The organism is Mycoplana sp. MJR14 (assembly GCF_029210525.1).
Classification (GTDB): domain Bacteria; phylum Pseudomonadota; class Alphaproteobacteria; order Rhizobiales; family Rhizobiaceae; genus Mycoplana.
In genome coordinates this window covers 232,722-258,562 of record NZ_JARGEO010000004.1, presented here as the reverse complement: position 1 = coordinate 258,562, position 25,841 = coordinate 232,722, and the positions used below count along the sequence as shown (strand labels likewise).

The 25,841-nt window shown below is 67.8% G+C and carries 15 protein-coding genes and 1 riboswitch; of the genes, 5 read left to right on the top strand and 10 right to left on the bottom strand.

Annotated elements, in window-relative coordinates; translation table 11 throughout:
• Positions 1-197 precede the first annotated feature (197 nt).
• Positions 198-1,955 carry a glucan ABC transporter ATP-binding protein/ permease gene (locus P0086_RS11765; RefSeq protein WP_112595679.1) on the top strand — a complete coding sequence of 586 codons (1,758 nt, stop codon included), beginning with the start codon at positions 198-200 and terminating at the stop codon, positions 1,953-1,955.
• A 118-nt stretch (positions 1,956-2,073) separates the two neighbouring features.
• On the opposite strand, the gene opgC is transcribed toward P0086_RS11765, so the two are convergent.
• Positions 2,074-3,207 carry an OpgC domain-containing protein gene (gene opgC / locus P0086_RS11760; RefSeq protein ID WP_275785612.1) on the bottom strand — a complete coding sequence of 378 codons (1,134 nt, stop codon included), beginning with the start codon at positions 3,205-3,207 and terminating at the stop codon, positions 2,074-2,076.
• Positions 3,208-3,328: 121 nt separating this feature from the next.
• On the bottom strand, positions 3,329-11,818 hold the full coding sequence (locus tag P0086_RS11755) for a glucoamylase family protein (protein WP_275785609.1): 8,490 nt from the start codon (positions 11,816-11,818) through the stop codon (positions 3,329-3,331).
• 443 nt (positions 11,819-12,261) lie between these two features.
• A riboswitch (cobalamin riboswitch) is annotated at positions 12,262-12,476 on the top strand.
• A gap of 102 nt (positions 12,477-12,578) precedes the next feature.
• Here P0086_RS11755 and P0086_RS11750 point away from each other — a divergent pair.
• The 3 genes from P0086_RS11750 to P0086_RS11740 all read left to right on the top strand — a co-directional run bounded on the left by P0086_RS11750 (position 12,579) and on the right by P0086_RS11740 (position 17,591).
• Positions 12,579-12,794: a hypothetical protein gene (locus tag P0086_RS11750; RefSeq protein ID WP_275785606.1), complete on the top strand. Its 216-nt coding sequence runs from the start codon at positions 12,579-12,581 to the stop codon at positions 12,792-12,794.
• Positions 12,795-12,873: 79 nt separating this feature from the next.
• Positions 12,874-16,665 (top strand): methionine synthase, encoded by a 3,792-nt coding sequence (gene metH / locus P0086_RS11745; protein ID WP_275785603.1) that lies wholly within the window; start codon positions 12,874-12,876, stop codon positions 16,663-16,665.
• Positions 16,666-16,796: 131 nt separating this feature from the next.
• Entirely contained in the window at positions 16,797-17,591 is a 795-nt protein-coding gene (locus P0086_RS11740; RefSeq protein WP_275785601.1) for an alpha/beta hydrolase, read from the top strand.
• A 3-nt stretch (positions 17,592-17,594) separates the two neighbouring features.
• Here P0086_RS11740 and cobM read toward each other — a convergent pair whose 3' ends face one another.
• On the bottom strand, positions 17,595-18,356 hold the full coding sequence (gene cobM / locus P0086_RS11735; RefSeq protein ID WP_275785598.1) for a precorrin-4 C(11)-methyltransferase: 762 nt from the start codon (positions 18,354-18,356) through the stop codon (positions 17,595-17,597).
• Between the two features lie 144 nt (positions 18,357-18,500).
• Positions 18,501-19,727 carry a precorrin-6y C5,15-methyltransferase (decarboxylating) subunit CbiE gene (gene cbiE / locus P0086_RS11730; RefSeq protein WP_275785596.1) on the bottom strand — a complete coding sequence of 409 codons (1,227 nt, stop codon included), beginning with the start codon at positions 19,725-19,727 and terminating at the stop codon, positions 18,501-18,503.
• A 16-nt stretch (positions 19,728-19,743) separates the two neighbouring features.
• Here cbiE and P0086_RS11725 point away from each other — a divergent pair, with 16 nt between their 5' ends.
• The gene (locus tag P0086_RS11725) at positions 19,744-20,514 is read left to right on the top strand and encodes a cobalt-precorrin-6A reductase (RefSeq protein WP_275785594.1); all 771 of its coding nucleotides are present in this window, start codon (positions 19,744-19,746) and stop codon (positions 20,512-20,514) included.
• On the opposite strand, the gene P0086_RS11720 is transcribed toward P0086_RS11725, so the two are convergent.
• From P0086_RS11720 to P0086_RS11695, 6 genes are all read right to left on the bottom strand, one after another.
• On the bottom strand, positions 20,478-21,242 hold the full coding sequence (locus P0086_RS11720; protein ID WP_275785591.1) for a precorrin-3B C(17)-methyltransferase: 765 nt from the start codon (positions 21,240-21,242) through the stop codon (positions 20,478-20,480). The two genes, P0086_RS11725 and P0086_RS11720, sit on opposite strands and share 37 nt — an antisense overlap.
• Positions 21,239-21,976 (bottom strand): precorrin-2 C(20)-methyltransferase, encoded by a 738-nt coding sequence (locus tag P0086_RS11715; protein ID WP_275785589.1) that lies wholly within the window; start codon positions 21,974-21,976, stop codon positions 21,239-21,241. The genes P0086_RS11720 and P0086_RS11715 overlap by 4 nt, the downstream gene beginning before the upstream one ends.
• Positions 21,973-22,605, bottom strand: coding sequence for a precorrin-8X methylmutase (locus tag P0086_RS11710; protein WP_148191966.1), 633 nt, complete (start codon positions 22,603-22,605; stop codon positions 21,973-21,975). The genes P0086_RS11715 and P0086_RS11710 overlap by 4 nt, the downstream gene beginning before the upstream one ends.
• On the bottom strand, positions 22,602-23,975 hold the full coding sequence (gene cobG, locus P0086_RS11705; RefSeq protein ID WP_275786173.1) for a precorrin-3B synthase: 1,374 nt from the start codon (positions 23,973-23,975) through the stop codon (positions 22,602-22,604). The genes P0086_RS11710 and cobG overlap by 4 nt, the downstream gene beginning before the upstream one ends.
• 38 nt (positions 23,976-24,013) lie before the next feature.
• Positions 24,014-24,796 (bottom strand): precorrin-6A synthase (deacetylating), encoded by a 783-nt coding sequence (gene cobF / locus P0086_RS11700; protein ID WP_275785587.1) that lies wholly within the window; start codon positions 24,794-24,796, stop codon positions 24,014-24,016.
• Between the two features lie 133 nt (positions 24,797-24,929).
• Positions 24,930-25,754, bottom strand: coding sequence for a helix-turn-helix transcriptional regulator (locus P0086_RS11695; RefSeq protein ID WP_275785584.1), 825 nt, complete (start codon positions 25,752-25,754; stop codon positions 24,930-24,932).
• Positions 25,755-25,841 lie beyond the last annotated feature (87 nt).

Below are 25,841 nucleotides of genomic sequence, written 5' to 3'. Positions count from 1 at the left end.
GACCCGTTTATCAAGTTGCGCCGATTTGGCAACGTACCGTTCAGCGTCCATTCATCGACAAGCAAATAGCATTCGGCCATCGCTGAACATGTGCCCGGTGGACAAGCCTCCCGGAGAGGACCGGTCACAGACCGTGTGCGAGCCTCAATCGCAGGATTGGCGCAGTGCACACTACAGGACCGCGAAAGGGTTTCGAAGTGTCGTTGTTCCAGGTTTACACGCGAGCGTTAAGCTATCTTTCCGTATATCGGTTCCGCGTGTCGTCTATCGTCGTCGCAAACGTCGTGCTGGCAATCATCACCATTGCCGAGCCGGTGCTGTTCGGCAAGATCATCGACGCCATCTCGTCGAAGGGCGCCGTCACGCCCATGCTCCTGATGTGGGCGGGCTTCGGCGTGTTCAACACCATCGCCTTCGTCCTGGTGGCGCGCGAGGCCGACCGGCTGGCCCATGGCCGCCGCGCGAGCCTGATCACGGAGGCCTTCGGCCGGATCATTTCCATGCCGCTCTCCTGGCACAGCCAGCGCGGCACCTCGAACGCGCTGCATACGCTGCTGCGCGCCTGCGAGACCATGTTCGGCCTCTGGCTCGAATTCATGCGCACCCATCTGGCGACCGCGATCGCGCTCGTGCTGCTGGTGCCGACCGCCTTCGTCATGGACTACCGGCTGTCGTTGGTCCTCCTCGTCCTCGGCATCGCCTATGTCATCATCGGCAAGGTGGTGATGAACAAGACCCGCGATGGCCAGGCTTCGGTGGAGGGCCATTACCACACCGTCTTCTCGCACGTGTCGGATTCCATCAGCAACGTCTCGGTCGTCCATAGCTACAACCGCATCGAGGCCGAGACGAAGCAGCTGAAGCAGTTCGCCCAGCAGCTCATCAATGCCCAGTATCCGGTGCTCGACTGGTGGGCGCTCGCCAGCGCGCTGAACCGCATTGCCTCGACGATCTCGATGATGACGATCCTCGTGATCGGCACCGTCCTCGTCCAGCGCGGCGAGCTGCGCGTCGGCGACGTCATCGCCTTCATCGGCTTCGCCGGCCTTCTCATCGGCCGCCTGGACCAGATGAAGCAGTTTGCCGAGCAGATCTTCGAGGCGCGCGCCAAGCTCGAGGACTTCTTCGTCCTGGAGGATTCCGTCAAGGATCGCGAGGAGCCCGTTGACGCCGGCGAGCTGACCGATGTCCGCGGCAAGGTCGAGTTCCGCGATGTCAATTTCGACTTCGCCAATGCGACGCAGGGCGTCCGCGACATTTCGTTCACCGCCGAGGCCGGCCAGACGGTCGCGATCGTCGGCCCCACCGGTGCCGGCAAGACGACGCTCGTCAACCTGCTGCAGCGCGTCTACGAGCCCAAGAGCGGCCAGATCCTGATCGACGGCGTCGACATCTCGACGGTGACGCGGAAGTCGCTGCGCCGCTCGATTGCCACCGTCTTCCAGGACGCCGGCCTGCTCAACCGCTCGATTTCCGACAACATCCGCCTCGGCCGCGAGGGTGCTACGGACGACGAGGTCATCGATGCGGCGGAGGCCGCCGCCGCGGACGACTTCATCCAGTCGCGTCAGGAAGGCTACGATACCCGGGTCGGCGAGCGCGGCAACCGGCTCTCCGGCGGCGAGCGCCAGCGCATCGCGATCGCCCGCGCCATCCTCAAGGACGCGCCGATCCTCGTGCTCGACGAGGCGACCAGCGCGCTCGACGTCGAGACCGAGGCCCGCGTCAAGGCGGCGATCGACAACCTGCGCAAGAACCGCACCACCTTCATCATCGCCCATCGCCTGTCGACGGTGCGCGAGGCCGACAAGGTGCTGTTCCTCGACCATGGCCACATCGCCGAGATGGGCACCTTCCACGAGCTCAGCCAGAGCAACGGTCGCTTCGCGGCGCTGCTGCGGGCAAGCGGCATCCTCACCGACGAGGACGTCCGCAAGAGCCACACCGCCGCCTAAGGCTTTCGGTCGGTCGACAATCTGACGCCGCATTCGGTTTCGAGTGCGGCGTCTTGCGTTGTGGCCCCAGGCGCACGCAAGAAGGCAAGCACCGGCCCTGTTGCCGCGATCGCCGACGTCAGGCGGGCTGCTTGCCGGCCTTGGCGGCGACCGGCCTGGACAGGCCCGCAAGCCAGTCCAGGTAGCGCGCATAGGCGAAGAGGAGCCCGATCCCGATGAGCACGAAGACCGTGCCCACGAGCTGGCTCCTGCCGGAGATGAAGACCAGCACCTGGCCGGTCATCGCCAGGATCGTCCCGAAGATGAAGATCGCAAGGCCATGGCGGCCGACGGATGTCAGCGGATGGGCCACAGGCAGGGCCAGCCGGCGCGAAAGGGCCGGGACCATCGCCAGGAGATAGGCGATCGCGAGCACGTGCAGCAGCCGCGGCGCCGACAGGAAGGTCTTGTCGAAGCCGGTGAGGACCACCGGCAACCCGAACGAGGTGTCGATCCACCAGAGCGACAGCGCCACCCAGACGAGCGAGAGGGCGAGATAGGCGCAGCACAGCGCGATCACCGCCCTGTTCGCCGCGGGCCAGTCCCCGCGCCGGGCCCGGCTGCTCGCGGCGAGGCCGATCGCAAAGAGGAACTGCCACGAGAACGGATTGAGGAACCAGTAGCCGTCGTCCAGGAGGTTGGACGGCGCGATGTTGAAGACGCCGGCCGCAAGCCACAGCAACCCGGACAGTGTGAGCATGAGCATGGGACTGCGTGCATGCAGCCACAGCATGCCGGGCAGCATCAGCAGGATGACGGCATACATCGACAGGATGTTGTTGTAGCCGAACTGGTGGCCCAAAAGCACCATGCCGAGCAGCCCCTCCTCGGTCCGGTCGACCACCGCGCGCAGGTTGATCTCCGACAGCAGGTCGGGCCGCGAGAACCACAGCGCCCCGCCGGCAAAGATCGCGAAGGTGACGAGGCTCGTCATCACATGGGCGACATAGAGGCTGAAGGCGCGCCGCAGGATCCGCACGCTGACGGCGAGACGCTTGCCGGGGACGAACGTCGCCCCGAAGGCGAGGCCCGCCGAAATGCCCGAGATCAGCACGAAGGCCTCGGCCGAATCGGAGAACCCGAAATTCTTGTGCGTCAGGTGCTCGAGCAGGTTGCCCGGAACGTGGTTGATGAAGATCGCAATCAGCGCCAGCGCGCGCAGAACGTCGATCCGCGTATCGCGTGCCGGCCTTGCCACCGGCGTTGCCGCCACGCTCGTGGTTCCTTCATTCCGTATCAATGCCTGCCTTCCCGAACAGTCGACGTGAAAAGGGGCACGGCGGCCCCCGCGTCACCCGCTGGAACCGACATGCCCCAATGTCTGCAATCCGAGCCTAGAGCGAATACTCTTCTTGAGCGCTCTTTATGACAGTTTCATCAATCTTCACGTCGATTTTGCCGTCGGCTTTGCGTTCCGCACGGATTTCGTGCTTCACGCCGTCGAGGGTGACCGTGGCGGAGAAGTTCGACCAGTGCGAGGGGATCGCCGGTTCGACCACCAGGCGGCCGTTCTCCTTGCGGATGCCGAGCAAGCCTTCGACGGCGGCCCGATAGAGCCAGCCGGCCGAGCCCGTGTACCACGTCCAGCCGCCCCTGCCCTTGCGATCGCCTTCGCCGTAGACGTCGGCCGCCACCACGTAGGGTTCGACGCGATAGGTCTCGATCGCCTCCGGCGTCTGGCCGTGCTTGATCGGGTTCAGCATGTTCAGGCAGTTCCAGGCATCGTCCGCCCGGCCCTGCATGGCCAGCGCCATCACCACCCATGCCGCCGCATGCGTGTACTGGCCGCCGTTCTCGCGCACGCCCGGCGGATAGGCCTTGATGTAGCCGGGATCCTGCTGGCTCTTTGCGAAGGGCGGCGTGAACAGCTTGATGATCCCCGCCTCGCTGTCGGCAAGCTCGGCCAGCACCGCGTCCATCGCCAGCCACGCCCGCTCCTTGTCGCCCTCGCCGGAAAGAACGCTCCACGACTGCGCGATGGAATCGATGCGGCATTCCGCATTGTCCTTCGAGCCGAGCGGGGTGCCGTCGTCGAAATAGCCGCGTCGGTAGTGTTCGCCGTCCCAGCCGGCCGATTCCAGCGCCGCCTTGAGTTTCTCCAGATGCTCCAGCCAGACCCGGGAGCGATGGTTGTCGCCCCGTTCGCGCGCGATCGGCGCGAAGGCGCGCAGCGTGCCCGCCAGGAACCAGCCGAGCCAGACGCTCGTGCCCTTGCCGGCCTCGCCGACACGGTTCATGCCGTCGTTCCAGTCGCCGCCGAGGATCAGCGGCAGGCCGTTCTCGCCCGTTCTGCGGATCGCGAGATCGAGCGCCCGGGCGCAATGCTCGTAGAGTTCGGCCGGCTCCGTCGAGCGCCCGGGCTTGAAGAACGAATCGTGCTGCCCTTCGGCCAGCGGCGGCCCTTCGATATAGGTCAGCTTCTCGCTCAGGATCGCATGATCGCCGGTCGAACGGCAGTACTGTGTGACCGCATAGGCCAGCCAGACGACGTCGTCCGAAATGATCGTGCGTACGCCCGCGCCGGTTTCCGGCAGCCACCAGTGCTGCACGTCGCCTTCGGGGAACTGCCGCGACGCCGCGTTCAGGATCTGCTTCCTGGCGAGCTCCGGCCTGTGCGTCAGGAAGGCCAGCGTATCCTGCAGCTGGTCGCGGAAGCCGTAGGCCCCGCTCGCCTGGTAGAAAGCGGCCCGCGCCAGCACGCGGCAGCCGAGGCTCTGGTAGGGCAGCCAGGTGTTCACCATCAGGTTCAGCGCCGGATCCGGCGTCTCGACCTGCAGCGTCCCCGTGAATTCGCCCCAGAAGTCGCGCATCTTCTTCAGGGCCGCGTCGATGGACACCGATATCGCCTCGCCTGCGAGCGCGCTCGCCGCCTCCGCCGTGTCGCAGTCGCCGAGAACGAAGAGGATTTCCTTCTCCTCGCCCGGCTGCAGCTTGAAGTCGGTGACCAGCGCCGCACACGGCGCCCCGTTGCTTTCCATAGTGCCCGACAGTCCGGCACCGGTCGCAAGCACCGCCGGCATGACGATGTCGCCCTGGCGGCCGATGAACTCGCGCCGGCTCGTCGTCACCCCGGCCAGCTTGCCGTTGGTGGCGAAGAAGGCGACACGGCCCGAATAGTCGAGGCTGTAGGGATTGGTCGCGAAGATCGCCCCGCTCGCCTCGTCCTGGCTGCAAAGGACGAATGGCGCCGTCTTGGCCGGGTTGTTGCCGAGCACCCATTCGACATAGCCATAGGCCGAAAGATTGCGCGCCGACTTGCCGGTATTGCGCACGATCAGGCGCGAATACTTCACCGGACGCTCGGCATCGACCGTCTGCACGAGGTCCAGCTCCAGCCCGCCCGACGAACTGCGGAAGGCGGAATAGCCGAGTCCGTGCCAGGCCTCGAAGAGGATGGACGGATCGCGCGACAGGCCGGCGAAGGGAACGTGCACGCTCCCGCTGTCGCGGTCCTTGACGTAGAAGGCCTCGCCCGGCCGGTTGATGACCGGGTCGTTCGTCCATTGCGTCAGCTGGTAGTCGCGCGAGTTGCGGCTCCAGGTGAAGGCGCCGCCTTCGGCGGCGACGTGGAAGCCGAAGTTCTCGTTGGCGATCACGTTGATCCAGGGATGCGGGGTGCCCTCGCCGCCGCGGACCTTGATGACATACTCGCGCCGTGCCGCATCGAAGCCGCCATAGCCGTTCCAGAAGGCGAGATCGCCGCCGTCGATCGCCACGGGCTGCCCCTTGCGATCGGAAGCCGGCGCCGGCGCGGACTGCCGTGTTGCTTCCTCCGCGGCGACGGCGGGCGTGGCGAAGATCGAGATGGCACGCTCGATCTGGTCGGCAAGCGTGCCGTTGCGCGCGTGGAAGACGGCGCGTGCCGTCGCCAACAGCGCCTGCCAGGTGGAGACGTCCATCAGGTCGCGGCGGACCGCGAAGATGTGCTGCCGCATGCCATCCGACTGGCCGCGCATCCTGAGGTTCTCGCAGATCTGCTCGAGCGTGTGCTGCATGTCCTGCGCATAGGAGGAGGCCTTCTCGTTCAGGATGACGAGATCGGCCATCACGCCGCGGTGGCGCAAATACTCCTGGGCCCGCAGCGCCTCGCGGGCGATTTCCAGGTCCGCATCGTCGTTGATGCGAAGGACATAGATCGGGTAGTCGCCGGAAATCGCCAGCGGCCACAGCGCCGACTGCGAGGCAAGGCCCGCCTGGACGGTCGCGGCATCGGCGCGCAGGTGCATGTCGGGATAGACGAGATAGCGGCCGAGCGCCTGGAAGCTCGCCGCCTCCTGCGAGGTGACGCCGATGTGGCGCAGGTGGACCTGCGAGCGCGTCCAGGCATGGATGAGCTCGTTGTTGAACGCTTCCGGATGCCGGTAGCGGTCGATCGCCCGGTCCAGCTCGTCACGGTTCGGCGCGGCGATCGTCCAGAAGATCACCTTCACCTTCTTGCCGGCCGGCACGCGCACGACGCGGCGCAGCGACACGATCGGATCGAGCGTGAAGCCGTCGGTGCCCGAGAGCTGCGCGCCCGGCTCGAAGGCCGCGGCGGTCGCAAGGCTGCGGCCGCGGCCGATGAAGTTCCGCCTGTCCGTCTCCACCTCCGTGCGGCGCGAGCCGGCATTGTCTACGATCAGGTGCGCCACGCACATGTCCGGATCGCCCGGGCTGCGCTTGTTGCGCAGGATGCGCACGACGTCGCCGCGCCGGCCGATCTCGGTCTTGAGGAACATGCGCGCGAACAGCGGATGCGCATTGTCGGTGTCGTCGGTCGTGACCACCGGCTCCATGTAGGAGGTGACCTCGATGAAGCGATCCTCGGCGCCGGTGTTGAGCAGCGTCAGGCGACGGCCCTCCGCGTCATGCTCGGTGGCGACCAGGCATTCCAGCTCGCTCGACAGCGTGCCGACGGTCTTGATGAACTCCGCCTTGTCGTCGCTGAACTGCGTCTTTGCCTCCTCGCCCTCGGCGCGCTTGGGCTCGACGGTCGTCGACCACCATTCGTTGGTGGCCGTGTCGCGCAGGAAGACGAAGGTGCCCCAGCGGTCCTCCACCGGGTCGGGCTCGAAGCGGGTGACCGACTGGCCGTTCCAGTGCGAGTAGCCAGAGCCGGTCGCGGTCAGCATGACCGAGTAGTGACCGTTGGAGAAGAAGGCCGCCTCGCGGTCCTCGGCCACCGGATCCTTGATCACGCGGACTTCCGGCCTGAGCAGGTCGGCCTGCGTGCTGCCGACCGTTTCCGGCTCGCGCTTGGTGTTGATGATCGGGATCTCGCGCGGCGCCTTCTCCTGCAGCAGGAGTTCGGCCGCCTCGATCACCGGGTCGGCGTGGAAGCGTGCCCTCAGCGCCCCGTTGAAGGCGACGTTGGCCACGGCTGCGATCGACATGCCGTGATGGTGGGCCATGTAGTTGTACACGACCGCGCAGCGCTTGCCCTCCGGCACGCGGGTCGGCGTGAAGTCGACCGCGTCGTGGAAGCCGTAGATCCCGAGCGCACCGAGCTTGCGCAGCTCGTTAAGGTTGTCGAGTGCCGCCTTCGGCGCATACTGCGTCGCTAGCAGCGAGGCATAGGGCGCGATGACGGCATTCTGGCCGAGGCCGCGCTTCAGGCCGAGCGTCGGCACGCCGAAGTTGGTGTACTGATAGTTCATGTCGTGGTCGCGGGCGTTGAACGCCGCTTCCGAGATGCCCCAGGGCGTACCGAGCCGCCGGCCGTGGTTCTGCTGCTCCTGGACGATCAGGTTGTTCGTCTGGTTGAGGATGCCGCCCTGCGGCTCCTGCATGACGAGCGGCGGCATCAGGTACTCGAACATCGAGCCGGACCAGGAGACGAGCGCGCCGCGCGAACCGATCGGCACGACCGGGCGGCCGAGCTTGTGCCAGTGTTCCGTCGGCAGGTCGCCCTTGGCGATCGCAAACAGGCTGGTCAGGCGGGCCTCGGAGGCGAGAAGGTCGTAGCAGGCCTCGTCGAGCTCGTTCGTCTCGACGCGGTAGCCGATCGAAAGCAGCCGCCGCTCGGGCCGGAACAGGAAGCCGAAATCCATCGAGAAGGCGATGTCGCGGGTGCGGTCGCGCAGTACGACGAGGCGCTGGCGCAGGGCCTCGATGCTGCCGAGGTCGAACATGCTGTCGGCGATGTGCCCTTCGCAGCTGGCGACCAGCGCATCGGCCCACTTCACCACTTCCGCGCTCTGCGGACTCTTGATCTCGTGGTCGAGGTTGGCGATCAGCTTGTGGACGTCGCGGGCCAGCACGCCAAGGTTGATCACGCGGATCGAGGCGAACTCGTGCTCGCGCTTGACCGCGGCGAGCGCATTGTGGAAGCCGGCGATCCGCTCCTCCAGCAGACGGCGCAGCGGACGCACCGTCTTGCGGTCGTCCGGAAGTTCCGCCAGCACTTCGGACAGGATCGAGGCTGCGTCGCCGATGCCGTCGAGGCTGCCGTGCAGATGTGCCGAGGGCGCTTCCGCCCATTCGCGGCAGACCGACGAGACGGCGATCAGGTGGCCCGCAAGGTTGCCGCTGTCCACCGCCGACACATAGCGCGGGCCGAGCGTTTCGAGCGTGTTCGTGCGGTACCAGTTATAGAGATGGCCGCGGAACTTCGGCATGCTGTCGATGGTCGAGACCGTCTCCTCGAGCCGCCGCACCGTCTCCTCGAAGCCGATCCAGCCGAAATCGCGCGCCGACACGACCGACAGCAGATAGACGCCGATGTTCGTCGGCGAGGTCCGTTCCGCCAGCACCGGATGCGGCCTCTCCTGGAAATTGTCCGGCGGCAGGAAATGCTGCTCGGCGGTGACGAAGGTCTCGAAGTAGCGCCAGGTGCGCCGTGCGATCTTGCGCAGCTCGGTCACCACCCCTTCGGGCACGATCAGCTGGTCCTCCGTCTCCGCCGACTGGCTGACGTACCAGGCGATCGCCGGTGAAAGGATCCAGATCGCTGCGAACGGGATGGCGATGAAGGGAAGGCCCGTCTTGGAGAAGAGCGCCAGGCCGACCGCGACCAGGGCCAGCGCCGGGGCCTGCCACATGTCGACGTAGTAGGACCAGATGCCGCCGCCGGACGAGCTGTGCACCTGTGCCGCCGTGCGCCATTCGAGCATGTGCTTGCGGCTGACGAACATGCGGTAGAGCGAGCGGATCGTGGCATCCGCCATCACCGCGGCCTGATGGGCGATGAAGACGATGCGGAGCGCGACCTGCGCGTTCGCCGCACGGATATCGGACAGGATCGTCTGCAGGTGGGCGCGGGCGACGATGTCGCTGCGGCGCGGCACGGCGCCGGTGAAGAGCGACAGGGTGGGCGCGACGAACAGGAGGAAGATCAGCACCAGCTGCCAGATCAGCGCCTGGCGCGGCTCCATGTAGTACCAGCCCATGACCGAGGCGACGAGCCAGCAGATCGGGATCAGGCAGCGGCGGAGATTGTCGTACATCTTCCAGCGGCCGAGCATAGAAACGCCGCTGGACGGCTTGAAGATGTAGGGCAGCAGCTGCCAGTCGCCGCGCGCCCAGCGATGCTGGCGCGAGTTCTCAACCTCGTAGCGGATCGGGAAGTCCTCGACGAATTCCACGTCGGTGACGAGCGCGCAACGGGCGTAGGACCCTTCGAGCAGGTCGTGCGACAGGATCGAGTTTTCCTCGATGCGCCCCTTCAGCGCCGCCTCGAAGGCGTCGACGTGATAGAGCCCCTTGCCGGTGAACGTCCCTTCGTCGGCGAGGTCCTGGTAGACGTCCGAGACGGTGAAGACATAGGGGTCGACGCCGCGGTTGGCCGAGAAGATGCGCTGGAACGTCGAGGCCTCGTCGCCGGTCGTCAGCGACGGGGTGACGCGCGGCTGCAGGATGCTGTAGCCGGCGACGACGCGCTGGGTCTGCGGATCGATCAGCGGACGGTTGATCGGGTGGAACAGCTTGCCGACGAGATTGGTGGCGGCATCGCGCATCAGCCGCGTGTCGGAATCGAGCGTCAGCACGTACTGGACGTTCTCCGGAACGATGTTGGCGCCCGGCAGGAAGCTCGTGTCGCCGTCGCCGCGCAAGAGCAGGTTCAGCTCGTGCAGCTTGCCGCGCTTGCGCTCCCAGCCCATCCACACGCCTTCCTGCGGATTGAACTGCCGGCGGCGGTGCAACAGGTAGAAGCGGGTGCGCCCGTCATAGGCATAGCGCGCCGAAAGCAGCGCGATCTCGCGCTTGGCATATTCGAGGACGTCGAGATCCTCCGGCGTCTCCTCCACCGTGCTGTCGACCCAGTCGCTGACCAGCGAGAAGTAGATCTCGCCGCGCGGATTGGCGAGGTAGTGGACCTCCAGGTTGCGGACCAGTTCGTCGACGTGGTCGCGCTTGGAGATCAGGCAGGGGACGGCCACCAGCGTGCGCGCCTCCTCCGGAATGCCCTCGCGCAGCTCGTAGCCCACCAGCCTGGTCGGCTTCACGCAGAGCGTGACGAGCGTGTTGTAGAGGCCGACGGCGCCCTCCGAAGCCGGAACCGCGAACAGGATCAGCATGATCAGCCACGCCCCGTCCGGAATGTCCATCTGGTCGAGGAAGTAGTAGACGCCGACCATGGCCAGAAGCGTCAGGAGGACCACAGGTCCGGCAATCGCGAACCAGTCGAGCGACCGGCCGAAACGGACGATGCGCTGCAGGATCGACGGGCGGTAGCCGATCCGCTTTTCCAGGATGTCGCGCTTCTGGCCGACCAGATAGCTGCCGACATTGGCCTCGTGCGCACCGGCGACGTTGCCGGCCGCCATGTCCTCGGCGGTCAGCGCCAGCGCGATCTGGGTCACCTCGAGCTCGGTCTTGCCCGAGCGGCGGGCCATCTTCTCGATCGTGTCGCGATAGGAATTGCGCGAGCCGAAATCGAGCTCGGTATAGTCGGAGCCCTCGCGCAGCGCCGCATCGAGGCGGCTGACGCTCTCCACCCAGACGGGCCATTCCGTGTCGTCGATCGAGCGCAGGCCCTTGATCAGGTTGCTCATCGTGACATTGCCGGACGACAGCCGGTTCTGCTCGGCGACGAGCACCTCCTCGAGGTCAGTGCCGCGCGCCTCGATCTGCTTCTCCAGCCACTGGATGGCGGCACCCGAGGCCTGCAAGCCGTCGCGCAGGCGATAGAGCAGTTGCGCCACGAAGGTGTTGTCGGCGACGAGATGCTCGATCTCGCGCAGGATCACGACGCTCTTTTCCGGGTCGTTCTGGCGGATCAGCTCGTCGGCCACCTCGTTCGCCTTGCGGCGCATGCCGCGCGAGCGCTCGACGCGGCTGGAAATGCGCCGCAGGTTCTCGATCAGGATGAAGCGGACGATCGACGGCAGCGCCCACAATTCGCCGATCTTGAAGGCCTCGACCTTCTGGAAGCCTTCGACGATCGCCGTCAGGCTCTCGCGCGAGACGCTGCTCTGGGTATGGGCGACGTAGAGCCAGCCGAGCGCCAGCGTGCGCGGGATTTCGACGTCGCCGATCTTCATCGTCGGCAGCTGGCGATAGAAACGCCGCGGGAAGTCGCGGCGCACTTCCTGGATCGCCTCCTCGACCACATAGTAGTTGTCGAGCAGCCATTCGGCCGCCGGCGTGATCGTCATGCCCGCCTCGACGTCGCGGGCGGTCGTCTGGTAGACGCGGAAGATCTCCTTCTCGTTCTCCCGGTGCCGGGCACGGAAGTCGAACGGCGTGAAGCCCGGCAGCGTCTGCGCGCCGTTTCTCGCCAGGTCCTCACCGCAGGCGCTCAGTTCCTCGAGGGTGAAATAGGTATCCCGGATCGAGTCGTTGTAGTCGATCTGCTTGGATTCCGTCTCGCGCGACGAAGTCTGTGGTCGGTTGTGAAGGGACATCAGCGTCTTTTTCTGTTTTCGAGCAGGGTTGGTGGTTCCGGCGGCAGCCGGATTGCATTCGGCAGGCGGGACTATCCGTGCGGCTCCGCGTCACGGGACGGCGTCATTCGTTTCCTCCGCGACGGCCCGTCGGAAGGACCAAGACGCACGGGCACGCGCCCATCGGTTCGTGGGCGAACTGCAACGGACGATATATCCATATCCCGCTTGACTGAGTGACGCATGAAAACGGCATTCTTTAGCCGCAATGGCAGGCTGTTGCAACAGAACTGGAAGGCAGGGCAAGTCCACTCCGACAATAGATAGGCCATTATATACCGCGACTGCCCTACGCGATCAGCGGTGAACGGGGCCTGAACGCGACGCCGCCGATTCGGTTCCGTTCCGGATTCATTTCGGTCGACAACGCCTTTTGCCGCGTTGACAGCGGCCCCGCTGCCGAGCCACCTTGCGGCCATCAGGGTTCTTCCGAATCGTCGAAGATGAGGAAGCGAAGAGGGAAGCCGGTGCGATGGGAAACCATCCATTCCGGCGCTGCCCCCGCAACTGTAGGCGGCGAGCCGCTGTCCCCCATGCCACTGGCGCGAAAGCGTCGGGAAGGCCGGACAGAAGCGACGACCCGCAAGCCAGGAGACCTGCCCTGATGAACTCGTAACGTCCATGGGCGGGGTGTCCCACGGGTGCGCTTGCTCCGCGTCGAAGCGGAACTCCAGCATGCGTGCGTCCGGTCATCCCCCAATTCCAAGATTGGGGAAGTCAAATGTCTGCCATCATCAATTCCGAACCCTCCGGCTCCGGCAGGCCGGAATCCGTCTTCATCTCCTGGCTGCTGTGGCAGCCGCGCGGCGCCGATCTCGCCGTGGCGGCCGCAAAGGAAATCAGCAAGCTCGCACCCTATCAGGACCGCGATCCGGACATCGTCCGGCTCCGGAGGCTGTTCGAACAGCTGGCGGGGCGAACGGGCAGGCCGCACTGAAGCAACATAAAGACATATTGACATAAACATATCTTTATGTGATCTCCGATGCAGACATGCTGCATCGGAGGGCTTCGCCATGGCATCGGCCGACCTCGACGACCTTTTCGGTCCGGAACTTCCACCCCGCAACGGCAAGGACATCGCCGAGGCGCTCCATGCCGCCGCGCGTGAGCGCATCCTCGTGCTCGACGGCGCGATGGGAACGGAGATCCAGACGCTGGGCCTGGTCGAGGACGATTTCCGCGGCAGCCGCTTCGGCGACTGCGCCTGCCACCAGCAGGGCAACAACGACCTCCTGACGCTGACCCAGCCGGCCGCGATCGAGGACATCCACTATCGCTACGCGCTGGCCGGCGCCGACATCCTCGAGACCAACACCTTCTCGTCGACGACCATCGCCCAGGCCGACTACGGCATGGAGGACATGGTCTACGAGCTCAACCGCGACGGCGCACGCCTTGCCCGCCGCGCCGGCCTGCGCGCGCAGAAAAAGGACGGCCGGCGCCGCTTCGTCGCCGGCGCGCTCGGCCCGACCAACCGCACCGCCTCGATCTCCCCGGACGTCAACAATCCCGGCTACCGCGCCGTCACCTTCGACGATCTCAGGCTCGCCTATGCCGGCCAGGTCCGCGGCCTGATCGACGGCGGCGCCGACATCATCCTGATCGAGACGATCTTCGACACGCTGAACGCCAAGGCCGCGATCTTCGCCACCCGCGAAGTCTTCGAGGAAAAGGGCATCGAGCTGCCCATCATGATCTCCGGCACCATCACCGACCTGTCCGGCCGCACCCTGTCCGGCCAGACGCCGGAGGCGTTCTGGAACTCGGTCCGCCACGCGCGGCCCTTCTCGATCGGGCTGAACTGCGCGCTCGGCGCCAACGCCATGCGCGCCCATCTGGACGAGATCTCGTCCGTCGCCGACACCTTCGTCTGCGCCTATCCGAACGCCGGCCTGCCGAACGCGTTTGGCAAGTATGACGAGACGCCGGCGGAGATGGCCGCTCAGATCGAGGGCTTCATGCGCGACGGCCTCGTCAACATCGTCGGCGGCTGCTGCGGCTCGACGCCGGCGCATATCGAGGCGATCGCCGCCGCGGCCGCACGCCACCGGCCGCGGCCGATCCCCGACATTCCGCGCCACATGCGCCTTTCCGGCCTCGAGCCCTTCACGCTGACCGAGGCCATCCCCTTCGTCAACGTCGGCGAACGTACCAACGTCACCGGCTCGGCGAAATTCCGCAAGCTGATCACCGCCGGCGACTATGCCGCAGCGCTGGACGTCGCGCGCGACCAGGTGGCGAACGGCGCACAGGTGATCGACATCAACATGGACGAAGGCCTGATCGATTCCGGCAAGGCCATGGTGGAATACCTCAACCTGATTGCCGCCGAGCCGGACATCGCCCGCGTGCCGGTGATGATCGACAGTTCGAAATGGGAGGTGATCGAGGCCGGCCTGAAATGCGTGCAGGGCAAGCCGCTGGTCAATTCGATCTCACTGAAGGAAGGCGAGGAAGCCTTCCTGCACCATGCGAAACTCGTGCGTGCCTATGGCGCCGCCGTCGTCGTCATGGCCTTCGACGAGAAGGGCCAGGCCGACACCAGGGCGCGCAAGGTCGAGATCTGCACCCGCGCCTACAGGCTCCTCACCGAGGTCGCCGGCCTCGCCCCGGAAGACATCGTCTTCGACCCGAACATCTTTGCGGTCGCCACCGGCATCGAGGAGCACGACAATTACGGCGTCGACTTCATCGAGGCGACGGCCGAGATCACCGCCACCCTGCCGCACGTCCACGTGTCCGGCGGCGTCTCCAACCTCTCCTTCTCCTTCCGCGGCAACGAGCCGGTGCGCGAGGCGATGCACGCGGTCTTCCTCTACCACGCCATCCAGGCGGGCATGGACATGGGCATCGTCAATGCCGGTCAGCTCGCCGTCTACGACACGATCGAACCCGACCTGCGCGAAGCCTGCGAGGACGTGGTGCTGAACCGCGTTCCGAAAGCCGGCGGGACGTCGACCGAGCGCCTGCTGGAGATCGCCGAACGCTTCAAGGGCGCGGCCGGCAAGGAGGCCAGGGAGAAGGACCTCGCCTGGCGCGAGTGGCCGGTGGAGAAGCGCCTCGAGCACGCCCTCGTCAACGGCATCACCGAATTCGTCGAGGCCGATACGGAGGAAGCGCGGCAGGGCGCCGAACGGCCGCTGCACGTCATCGAGGGCCCGCTGATGGCCGGCATGAACGTCGTCGGCGACCTTTTCGGGGCCGGGAAGATGTTCCTGCCGCAGGTGGTGAAATCCGCCCGCGTCATGAAGCAGGCCGTCGCCCTGCTCTTGCCCTACATGGAGGCCGAGAAGCTCGCCAATGGCGGCGGCGGCGAACGCCAGAGCGCCGGCAAGATCCTGATGGCGACCGTCAAGGGCGACGTGCACGACATCGGCAAGAACATCGTCGGCGTCGTGCTCGCCTGCAACAACTACGAGATCATCGACCTCGGCGTGATGGTGCCGGCGACGAAGATCCTCGAGACGGCGAAGGCCGAGAAGGTCGACATCATCGGCCTGTCCGGCCTCATCACCCCCTCGCTCGACGAAATGGCGCATGTGGCGAGCGAGATGGAGCGCGAGGGTTTCGAGGTCCCGCTGCTGATCGGCGGCGCCACCACCAGCCGCGTCCACACTGCCGTCAAGATCCACCCGCGCTACAGCCGCGGCCAGGCGGTCTACGTCACCGATGCCAGCCGCGCCGTCGGCGTCGTCGCGAGCCTGCTGTCGGCCGACATCAGGCCCGGCTATGTCGAGACCCTGCAGGCCGAATACCGCAAGGTCGCCGACGCCCACGCCCGCAGCGAGGCGGAGAAGAAGCGCCTGCCGCTCGCCAGAGCCCGCGAGAACGCCTTCCGGCCCGACTGGTCCGCCTATCGCCCGAAGACGCCGTCCTTCCTTGGCACCCGCACCTGGCAGGACTGGGACCTGGCCGAGCTCGCCCGCTACATCGACTGGACGCCGTTCTTCCAGACCTGGGAACTGAAGGGCGTCTATCCGAAGATCCTCGACGACGAGAAGCAGGGGGCGGCCGCCCGCCAGCTCTTCGCCGATGCCCAGGCGATGCTGGAAAAGATCATCGCCGAGAAATGGTTCACGCCGAAGGCGGTCGTCGGCTTCTGGCCGGCCAATGCCGTTGGCGACGACATCCGTCTCTTCACCGACGACGGACGGACCGGGGAGCTTGCGACCTTCTACACGCTGCGCCAGCAGCTGTCGAAGCGCGACGGCCGGCCGAACCTCGCCCTTTCCGACTTCGTCGCACCGGTCGGCAGCGGCAGCCACGATTATCTCGGCGGCTTCGTCGTCACCGCCGGCATCGGCGAGATCGCCATCGCCGAGCGCTTCGAGCGCGCCAACGACGACTATTCCTCGATCCTGGTCAAGGCGCTGGCCGACCGTTTCGCCGAGGCCTTCGCCGAGCGCATGCACGAATATGTCCGCAAGGAGCTGTGGGCCTATGCGCCGGACGAGGCCTTCACGCCGCAGGAACTGATCGCCGAGCCCTATGCCGGCATCCGGCCCGCCCCCGGCTATCCGGCCCAGCCCGACCATACCGAGAAGACGACGCTCTTCCGCCTGCTCGACGCGGAACGACAGATCGGCGTCAACCTGACCGAAAGCATGGCCATGTGGCCCGGCTCCTCCGTCTCCGGTCTCTACATCGCCTCCCCCGAAAGCTACTATTTCGGCGTCGCCAAGGTGGAGCGCGACCAGGTCGAGGACTATGCGGCGCGCAAGGGCATGGACGTCGCCGAGGTCGAACGCTGGCTCGGCCCGGTGCTGAACTATGTGCCGGCGCCCGCGGCGGTGGCGGCGGAGTAGACGACGAAGCGACTGCAACCCGCCGTTCCGCCGCGTACCCGGGCGGTGCCCGGCCGACCAGCGGCGCGATGTCTCGCGCTCGCGCCACCGCCCCGTTTGACAAGCGGGCCGGAGCCGCCGAAAGTTGCCGCATGCCCTATCTGCACCGCGACGGGACGGCGTTGTATTACGAATGGGACGACGGCGGCGCGCCGCCGGTCGTGCTGCTGCACGGCTGGTGCTGCGATCTGAGCTTCCTCGCCCCGCAGCGCGAACACCTCGCGGCTGCCGGCCATGCGATCCTTTCCCTCGACCTGAGAGGCCATGGCCGCAGTGACGCGCCGGACCAGCCCTATCCGATATCCGGCTTTTCCGACGATGTGGTGTGGGCGTGCGGCGAACTCGGCCTGGCAAGGCCGGTTTTCCTGGGCCACAGCATGGGCGGCAACGTCGCCTACGACATCGCCGCCCGCTGGCCGGACCTTGCCGCCGGCATCGTCATGATCGATTCGGCGGTGGCCCGGCCGGCGGCGGCACGCGCCATGATGGGGCCGATCGCCGAGAAGCTGAGCGGCCCCGACTACCGCGACGAACTGCGCCGGCTGGTGACGACCACGTTCTTCCTCGAAAGCGACGACCCCGCGCGGCGCGCGCAGATCCTGCAGGCGATGACGGCCGCCCCGCAGCATGTGGTGGTCGGCGCCTATCGCGGGCTCGCAGCGTTCGACCCCGCCGCCGGCCAGGTGCCCGTCCTGTCGCCGAGCCTCTACATTGCCGCCAACGAGCCGTCGCCGCGCAGCGACATGGCCCGCCTGCTGCAGCTCATTCCGCACCTGATGGCCGGGCAGACGGTCGGCTCCGGCCATTTCTGCCAGCTCGAAGTGCCCGGCCAGGTCAACGCCATGATCGACCGCTTCCTGGCCCTTGCCGGCCTGACTGTCCGCTGACGCCTATTCCCCTCGTCCCCGGAACCGCCGCTGGTAGGCCGGATCGTAGAGGGAGCTTTCGCGGAAATCCTCCGCCGCGAGCGTCCTTCCGACGAAGATCAGCGCCGTCCGCTCGATCGGCTCCTCGGCGACCTTCGCAGCGATGTCGGCGAGCGTGCCGCGCACGACCCGCTCGTCCGGCCAGGAGGCCTTGACGACGATCGCCACGGGGCAGTCGGCGCCATAGAGCGGCGCCAGCTCCGACACGACCTGGTCGAGCGCGTGGATGGCGAGGTGGATCGCAAGCGTCGCCCCCGTCGCGCCGAAGCCCTGCAGCGTCTCCCGGTTCGGCATCGGCGAGGCACGGCCGGAAACGCGGGTGAGCACGAGGCTCTGCGCCACCGCCGGGATCGTCAGTTCCCGCTTCAGCGCCGCCGCCGCCGCCGCAAAGGACGGCACCCCGGGCGTCAGTGTGTAGTCGATGCCGTGCTTCTCCAACCGGCGGATCTGCTCGGCAACTGCGCTCCAGACCGAAAGATCGCCCGAATGCAGCCGCGCCACGTCCTCGCCCGCCTGCGCCGCGCGCAGATATTCCGCCTCGATCTCGTCGAGCGACATCGGCGCGGTATCGACGATGCGAGCACCCGGCGGGCAGTATTGCAGGAGCTCCGGCGAGACGATGGAGCCTGCGTGCAGGCAGACGGGGCAGCGGCCGATCAGGTCGCGCCCGCGGACGGTGATCAGGTCGGCGGCCCCCGGCCCCGCGCCGATGAAATGAACGGTCATGGTCTTTCCTCGATCCTGCCGCAGGGCCGTCCCGGCCGCGGTCGCCTTGTCCCCTGGATGGCCGTGCGCCCACATGCGTCTGCACAACCGGTCCGGTTCCCAGTCTGTCGCATTGTGTGCAGGGCCCGCGGGCCCCCGGTCACCTCAATCATTCGCCGGCTTCGCCCAGCTCCATTGCGTCACCGGCATCGCCGGCCGCCAGCCCGTCATCGTTCCGACCGGCGCGGCGCGGGCGATGTCGATGCGGACCAGCGTGCCGCCGAGCTTCGCCTGCGCGGCCAGCAGCACGGCCTCCATCTCCGTCGTGACCGCATTGGCGACCAGCCGGCCGCCCGGCTTCAGCGCCGCGACGGCGGCCGCAAACACGCCGTCCTCGCTGCCGCCGCCGCCGATGAAGATCGCATCGGGCTCAGGCAGGCCGCTCAGCGCTCCGGGCGCCTGGCCCTCCACCACGGCAAGCCCCGGCACGCCGAACTGCGCCGCGTTCCGGCGGATGCGCGCCGCCCGCTCCGGCACCGCCTCCACCGCGATCGCCCGCAGCGACGGATCGGCCAGCATCCATTCGATCCCGATCGACCCGGAGCCTGCGCCAATGTCCCACAGGAGCTCGCCGCGGCGCGGCGCCAGCGCCGAAAGCGTCAGCGCCCGCACCTCGCGCTTGGTGATCTGGCCGTCGTGCTCGAACAGCGCGTCGTCGAGCCCCGGCGCGTAGGGCAGGACGCGGGCGCCCGCCTTGGCCGCGACGTCGACCGCGCAGACGTTCAGCATGTCGACTGCCGCAAGCGCGAACGTATCCGCCTGATGGGTGCTCACCCGCTCCCGCGGGCCGCCGAGCGCTTCCAGCACCGTCAATGACGAGCAACCGAATCCGGCTTCCGAAAGCAGGCCCGCCAGTGCCGCCGGCCCATCGCCGTCGGAGGTCAGCGCCAGGATGCGGGCGCCCGGATGCAGATGCGGCCGGATCAGGTCGATCGGCCGGCCGTGCAGCGAAAGGCAGATCGTCTCCTGGAGCCCCCAGCCCAGGCGCGATGCGGCGAGGCTGAAGGCCGAGGGCGCCGGCAGCACCGTCATTTCCGTGCGCGCGATCGTCCGCGACAGCGTCACGCCGACGCCGAAGAAGAACGGATCGCCCGAGGCAAGCACGACGACCGGCCGGCCACGTGCGGCGACCACCGCCTCGACCGAACGCTCGAAGGGGCTGAGCCACCGCCGGGCCTCGCCGGTGATCGCGGCCGCCGCCAGTTCGAGGTGCCGCATGCCGCCGAAGACGACCTCCGCCTTCGCAATTACCGCCTTGGCCGCGTCGGAAAGACCGGCTAGACCATCTTCGCCGATCCCGACGATGGTGAGCCATGGGGCCGCGGCAGGCATTTTGGACCGATCAGGCGTGGACAAGCAGCGCATCCTCATTCTGGGCGGCACGGCGGAAGCCCGCGAACTGGCGGGCCGGCTGGCGCAACGCGGTGACCTGGAGGTGACGCTGTCGCTTGCCGGCCGCACCCTCGACCCCGCGCCGCAGCCCGTCCCCGTCCGCACCGGCGGCTTCGGTGGCGTGCAGGGACTGGCCGGCTATCTCGCCGACAACCGCATCGATCTCCTGATCGACGCCACCCATCCCTTCGCCAGGCAGATCTCGGCCAATGCCGAACGCGCCGCCGAACGGACGGCCACGGCGATGATCCGGCTGCAGCGGGCCGGCTGGCGACCGGTCGCGGGCGATCGCTGGACGCCGGTCGCCTCCCTGCCGGACGCCGTCGCCGCCCTCGGCGCCGAACCGCGCCGAGTCTTCCTCGCGATCGGCCGCCAGGAGGCTCATCACTTCAATGCCGCTCCGCAGCACGCCTACCTCGTTCGAAGCGTCGATCCGCTCGATCCGCCGCTGACGGTTCCCGAGGTCGACTACGTTCTCGCCCGCGGCCCCTTCGTCGAGGCCGACGAGGTCGCGCTCCTGCGGGACCACCGCATCGACGTCGTCGTCTCCAAGAACAGCGGCGGCGCGGCGACCTACGCCAAGATCGCGGCTGCCCGCACGCTGGGCCTGCCCGTCATCATGGTCGAGCGCACCGGCAGCGGCCATGTTCCCACGGCGCAGACGATCGACGAGGCGCTGGCGCTGATCGGTCATGTCGCCTCCGGCGGCAGGAAGCGCGGCGTGTAGACGAGATCGGGGCGGCCGTCGCGGGCGATCACCCGCGTCTGCGGCGAGCCGATGATGACGCAGGTGGCCATGTCGGCCCTTTCCGCATCCGCTTCGCCGAGCGGCATCACCAGCATGCGTTCGTCCGGCCGGCCGGCGGCCCGGCCGAAGACGACCGGCGTCTGTCCCGGCAGCACCTCGCGCAGGATTTCGAACGCCTTGCCGAGCTGCCAGGGCCGCGCCTTGCTGATCGGATTGTAGAGCGCGGTCACCAGCCCCGCCTCGGCGACCAGCCGCAGCCGGCGCTCGATCACCGCCCAGGGCTTGAGGTTGTCGGAGAGCGAGATCGCGCAGAAGTCATGGCCGAGCGGCGCGCCGATGCGGGCGGCGACGGCGAGCATGGCCGTGACGCCGGGGACGACGACGAGATCGATCGCCCGCCATTCGGAAGGCCCCGCGTCGATTGCCTCGCAGACGGCGGCCGCCATGGCGAAGACGCCCGGATCGCCGCCGGAGACGACGCAGACGTTCACCCCCTCGGCCGCCCGCAGCAGGGCGGCCTGCGCCCGGTTCAGCTCCTCGCGATTGTCGGAGGCCACCTTTTTCTGGTCCGGCCGCAGCGACAGCCGGTCGATATAGGGGAAATAGCCGAAGAACTCGCTCGAGGCCGAAACCGCGCGCGCCGCCTCCGGCGTCATCTGGTCCGGATCGCCGGGACCGGTGCCGATCACGTAGAGCGTGCCGCTCATGACCTGCCGCTCCACCCCGGGACGAGCACCAGCGAAAAATAGGGCGCACTGTCGTCGAGCTTCTCCGACAGCCGCACCGCGCGGCTCTCCGGCATCGTGCCGCGTTCGACATAGATCGCCTCGACGAGGCGGCCGGACGCCGACAGCGCGCGGCGGATCTTCGGCAGGTTGCGCCCGACCTTCATGATCACGGCCGCCTGCGTATCCCCCAGCCGGCGCGACATCTCGTCTTCGCCCATGGTGCCGGGCAGCACCGAAAGCACGTCGTCGCCCTGAACGATCGGCAGGCCGGACAGCGACCAGCATCCGGACATCGCCGTGATCCCGGGGATCACCTCGGTCGGGAAGCGGTCCGACAGGCGCACGTGCAGGTGCATGTAGGAGCCGTAGAACATCGGATCGCCCTCCGAGAGGATGGCAACGGTGCGGCCGGCGGCAAGATGCTCGGCGACGGCCGCCGCCGATGCGTCGTAGAAGGCGGTGATCTGGCTCTTGTAGTCGGCGTGCTCCTTGTCGATCTCGACGGTGACCGGATAGTAGAGCGGCAGCTCCATCGTGCCGGGCTTCAGCAGCCCCTCGACGATCGCCCGGCCGTTGCCGGAGCGGCCGGCCTTGGCGAAGAAGGCGAGCACGTCCGCCTCGCCGATCGCGCGTACGGCCTTCAGCGTCAGGAGCTCCGGGTCGCCCGGCCCTGTTCCCACGCCATAGAGGCGTCCCGTCGCGGGCCGGCTCACAGGCCCGCCCTCGAAAGCGAGTTGAGCGCGGCCGCCGTCATCGCGCTGCCGCCCATGCGGCCGCGAACGATGGCATAGGGAACGCCATAGGAGTTCTCCGCCAGCGCCGCCTTCGATTCCGCCGCCCCGACGAAGCCGACCGGCATCCCGAGGATCGCAGCCGGCTTCGGCGCCCCGTCGCGCAAGAGTTCCAGCAGGTAGAACAGCGCCGTCGGCGCGTTGCCGATCGCCACCACCGAGCCGGCCAGCCGCTCCAGCCACAGCCGGATGGCCGCGGCCGAGCGCGAATTGCCGATCTCGCGGGCGATTTCGGGCGTGCGCGGGTCGCGCAGCGTGCAGACCACCTGGTTCTCCGCCGGCAGCCGTGCCGCCGTCACCCCGCGGGCCACCATCTCCGCGTCGCAGAAGATCGGGGCGCCGTTCGCAAGCGCCGCCCGGCCGGCCGAAACGAGATCCGCCGAGAATTCGATGTGCGCGGCGGCCTCGACCAGTCCGCATGCATGGATCATCCGCACGGCCACGTCCGCCTCGTCCTCCGAGAACCGGGCGAGGTCGGCCTCGGCGCGGATGATCGCGAATGATTTCTCGTAGATGGCGTTGCCATCCTTGATGTAGTCGTAGTCTGTCATTGTCTGCCTTGCCGGACGATGTCGGCGATCGCTGCGGCACCGAGCCGCTCGATTGCCTGCCGCACCGTCTCTCCCTTCGATTTCGTCTTTCGGACCAGCGCCGCGAGCCGTTCCATGGTTCTGCCGATCGTCTCCGGCGCCAGCGTCGAAAGCGCGGCGGCATCGCTGCGGCCGTCGAATACCAGCCCGATCCCGGCCGCCTGCCCGGAGAGGGCGAGCGTGGCCGGCTTCGGATGCGCGCACCCCTTTGGACATCCGGAGACATGGACGGTCATCGATCCGTCCAGCAGCTCCGGCGCGCTCGACACCAGCAGGTCGGCGACCGCCTTCGTGTCGAAGGTTCCCGACGCACAGCCGCGGGCACCGGCGCAGACGGCGATCGCATTGCCCGGCGCATCCGCGCGCGTCCAGTATCCGGCGGCCTCCGCCAGTCCCGCCGCGGCATCGATCGCCCCTGCGGCCAGGCCGAGCACCAGCAGTGCCCGGTGTGGCGACAGCCGGATCTCGGCTTCGCCCAGCCCGGCAAGCCCGCGCATCAGCCGTTCCAGCGTGGCGGCGTCGGTGGCGCCATAGGGCAGGCCGAGGCCGAGCACCGGCCGCACCCCGACCGTGTGACGGCCGACCGGCGACGGCGGAAACGCCGGCACGGCCGGAAAGTCCGCATCGACGGTCATCGGCGCCAGCGCGCTCCGCAAGGCCCCGGCGTCGAGGTCGCGGCCGCGCGTCGCAGGGCCCATCCCGTCCAGCGCCCTGAGCAGGATCGCAACCGCCGGGATCGCATCCCCGTCCGCGACCGCCGCCAATGGCTGCGCCGTGCGCGCGTCGCCACCGATCGACAGCCGCCAGAACTGGCCCTCCCCCCGGCGAACGGCGTCGAGCCGGATGTCGCCCACCTGGTCGGCAAGGCTCAGCCGCCCGCCGCCGTCGACGACGATCGCGAGCTTCGGCGCCAGCCGCAGCATCGACAGCGGCCCGGCGATCGCCGCACGGATCGCCGTCGCGAGCTTCGTCGCATCGGCGATCTCGTCCGGATCCAGCCCCGACAGCGCCGGCGTCTCCACCGCCACGCCGCGGTTAAGGTCGATACCGGCGTCGTCGAGCCCTTCGGCAAGACGCCGAACCGTCTCCGCCTTCAGGCCGCGAAGCTGCAGGTTGCCGCGGGCGGTGACCTCCAGCAGGCCGTTGCCGTGGTCTGCGGCAAGCCGCGCAAGGCAAATGTAGTCGCCGGGGGTGAGGCCCGGGCGCGACGGGCGCAGCCGCACCAGCAGCCCGTCCCCGGTCTGCATCGGGGTCGCCAGCGACGGGCAGGCGCCACGACGCAGGGACGGAGCGGGCGAGGCCACGGCCGGAAAGCCTGTTCCAGCCGGCATGGGCATGGGCATGGGCGCAGACTTGTGCGTGGGCGTCATCATGCCTCGCCCTCGCCGGCCTGCCCCGGGGTCCGGCGGATCAGATAGGTGTCCATGATCCAGCCGTGCTCCTGCCGCGCCCGGCCGCGCAGGTCGGAGATCGTCTCCGCCACCTCGCCGAGCCGGCCGGAAACCGTGATCTCCAGCGGCGTGCCGAGATAGGCGCCCCAGTGAATTTCCGCCCCGGGATCGTCGACGGAGCGAAACGCCTCGACGCCGTCGAGCATGACGACGACATCGTCCGCGCCCGCAGGCCATCCCTGGGAGAGCTTGCGTCCGGTGGTGACCTGCACCGGCAGGCCGATGCGGTTCAAGGCGATCTTCCGGCTGGCGCACAGCGCCTGGATGCTGGTGATGCCGGGGATCACCTCGAGCTCGAAGGCGACGCGGCCGGAGGCGCGCACATGCTCGACGATGCGGATCGTGCTGTCGTAGAGCATCGGGTCGCCCCAGACGAGCAGGCCGATCGTCTCCTCCGCGCCCGAGCGTTCGAGGATCAGGTCCTCGTAGATCCGCGCGATCGCATGGTGCCAGTCGTCGACGCCGTCGCCGTAAGCGCCGTCCGTGCGCCGCCGGGGCACGGCATATTCATGGATGCGGGTGTTCGGATTGGTGAGGTAGCGCTCGCAGATGTCGCGGCGCATGTCGGCGAGGAAGGCCTTCTCCTCCCCCTTGGTCGGGATCAAAAGCACGTCCGCGCGGTTCAGCGCGTTGATCGCCTGAACGGTCATGTGCTCGGGATTGCCAGCGCCTATCCCGATGATCAGAATTGTCCTCGACACGTCCACTCCCCGTGCGGCCAGCGCTCCCGGTTGCGTCCCGATTTGGGTCCCGCCCATCCTTCCTAATCCCAAAGCGTCGCGAGGAACAGTGCCCCAGGGGCGGCGTCTGCCGGTCTTTTTGAGACGCATCGCCTCAGGCGGCCGCCTGGCGGGCGGTGAAATAGCTGCGCGGCGAGGCGCCGAGCATGCGCTTGAACATGGTGATGAAGGCCGGGACGCTTTCATAGCCGGCATCGAGCGCGACCGTCGTCACCGGCTCGCCGCGCGCAAGCCGCGGCATGCAGGCGAAGATGCAGGCCTGTTGCCGCCATGTGGCGAAACTGACCCCGGTCTCCTCGCGAAACAGGCGGGTGAACGAGCGGCGGCTCATGTTCAGACGCCCCGCCCAGTCGTCGATCTTGGCGCCGGGAATGGGACGGTCGAGAAATTCGCGGCAGAGCGCGGTCAGCCGGCCGCTGGCCGGGAACGGCAGGCCGAGCGGCTGCTCCGGCAGCCGGCCGATCTCGTCGACGAGCAGCGCCATCACCAGATCCTCCCGGCGGCCATCGTCCTCCTGACCCTTCAGCCGGATCGCCTCGGCCAAAAGATGGTGGGCGAGCGCGGAAACCTCCAGCACCGTCGGTGCGTCGGCCGCGGCCCGGCCGACGGGCGAGAGGACGTAGATCGAGCGCATGCTGACGTCGCTGTACATCTCCACCGAATGCTCGAGCCCGCGCGGGATCAGCAGCGCATGCCCCGGCGGGATCATCCACCGCCCGCGCTCGGTCGAGACCACCACGACGCCGGCGAAGACGCAAAGCACCTGGGTGCGCCGATGGCTGTGCACGGGAACGACATAGCCGCTCGGAACCTCGCTGCTGTGCACCAGCACGTCCGCATTGGACTGCTCCATCGACAGGAGATTGCGGACGTGCGCCTCGTCCAGCACGGAGAGAATGGCGGGGTCGAGCTTCTGCATGTTTGGCCCACTTGCGAAATTAATGGACCACAGCACGAAAGCAGGCAGAACGCAACCGCGCTATGGGACGCTTGAGGAAACACAAGA